Below are 1,689 nucleotides of genomic sequence, written 5' to 3' on the forward strand. Positions count from 1 at the left end.
TCTCAACTTGACGTCATCGCGCGCCAGTCGCCGCGTAGCATGGTTTGGCCGGCGGCGAAACGGTCAACCGGCCGGAGCCGGATGGCGGGACCCGGGCGTCCAGCGCAATCACAGCGGCAATTCCGGCTCGTGGCGGCCGCTGCGCCGGGCGTTGGTGGCGGCGGGCGACGAGGTCGAGCGCACAAAGCTCCAGCGGATCGAAGAGGCGTAGCGCGAGTCCTGCCGAATCACGATCTGGCTGGTGCGGCGGGGACCGTCATTCCCGGCCAGGAACACGCTGTCCTCGAGATCGACCTTGTCGTCGAGCGCCTCGAAGGTCCAGACGTCGCGGTTCGGCAGCACCAGCATGACGCCGCGCGCGTCGCTGAGGCGGCTCGCCTTGACCGACGGGTGCAGGTGAAAGCGGATCGCAAAATCGGTCTCGTGGGCCTTGATGCGCCCGCCCGGCGCCGGCGCGACGGTGTCCTCGCCGTCGAGCCGGGAGCCGTCCTGCGCCAGCATCAACAGCCGGCGATGCAGCACGCCGAACCGCGGCAGGTAGCCGTCATGCGTGGTGGTCAGCAGCACGCCGTTGGTGACCACCTCGCGAAAATTGTCGACGATGACAGGTCCCGCGACGATCGGCGCGCCGTGCAGGAACCGCTTCATCGCGCTCAGCTCGACGAACTGGCAGGATGAAACGTCGTGAAATGTCAGGGTCGAATGCGCCGGCGTGCTGCGCGCAAAGGCGCGCCAATTGTCGCGGCCGGTCGAGGGCATGCCGCAATTGATGATGATGCGGCTCGTCCCGGACGACAATTCAAATGACAGGCAGCCGGCATGGGCTTCGTGACTGACATTCGGCGGCGGCGGTGGCCCGGTGTCCATGATCACGGTAGTCTGCCCGGCATCGAGGCGCTGAAAGCCCGAATGCGGCATGCTCGCCATCGGCGTGCCGTGGGTGTCGTCATAGGCGAGCAGCGTCGCCAGGATGTCCGAGGGCGTGCCGCTCATGCCGTTGAACAGGGCGATCGAGCCGTCGCCGTGCCGGAAGAAGCGCAGCATCGGCATCATGCGGTCGATGGCGTTCAACAGCGCGGGCGGCGGCGCGATGTTGCGCGCGGCAAAGGTCTGCCGCAGCGGCAACAGGTCGACCAGGATTTCGATCAGGGCGCCGGGATTGCGGGAAATGTGCCCGCCGTCGGGCAGGATCTGCTGCTGCAATTCGTCCGACAGCTTGCGGCTGGCATGGCGGATGTGCCGGGCCTGGTTGGCGAGGCAGAGCGAGGCATAGCACAGCGCGATCAGCACCTGCAGCCGCGGCATGCCGTCGGGATTGTCGAGCATCGCAAAGCGCAGATAGCGAATCTCCCGCGTCAGTCCGCGCAAATAGCGACGGTAGAATTTGCTGTCGGTATCGCCCAGCACAAGCGGGGCCTGCGACAACATCGAGATCACCCGACGCGACAGCACGTCGGCGCGGCGGGCAATCGGGCGGCTATGCGACGGATTGGAAATCCAGTCCTCCAGCAGCGCCCGTGCGTTGGCGCGGGTCAGCGCGGTGTCGGCGGCGCGCAGATGCCGCAGCCAGCCGAAACCGAGCAGCGCCACCTCCCAGTCCTCCGACGGCGGCTCGAGGTCGAAGATCGAGCGGCCGTGGCAGGTCACGATCTTGCCGGCGAACACGAAGCGGCCGGCATAGATCTCGGC

The 1,689-nt window shown here is 67.2% G+C and carries 1 protein-coding gene; it reads right to left on the reverse strand.

The window, feature by feature from the left end:
* Window positions 1-108: 108 nt before the first annotated feature.
* Window positions 109-1,689 (reverse strand): heparinase II/III family protein (locus tag WCB02_RS12410; RefSeq protein ID WP_423958514.1); only part of this gene is annotated, 1,581 nt, incomplete at its 5' end.

It is taken from the genome of Bradyrhizobium sp. (genome assembly GCF_049581145.1).
In the GTDB taxonomy this organism is placed as follows: domain Bacteria; phylum Pseudomonadota; class Alphaproteobacteria; order Rhizobiales; family Xanthobacteraceae; genus Bradyrhizobium.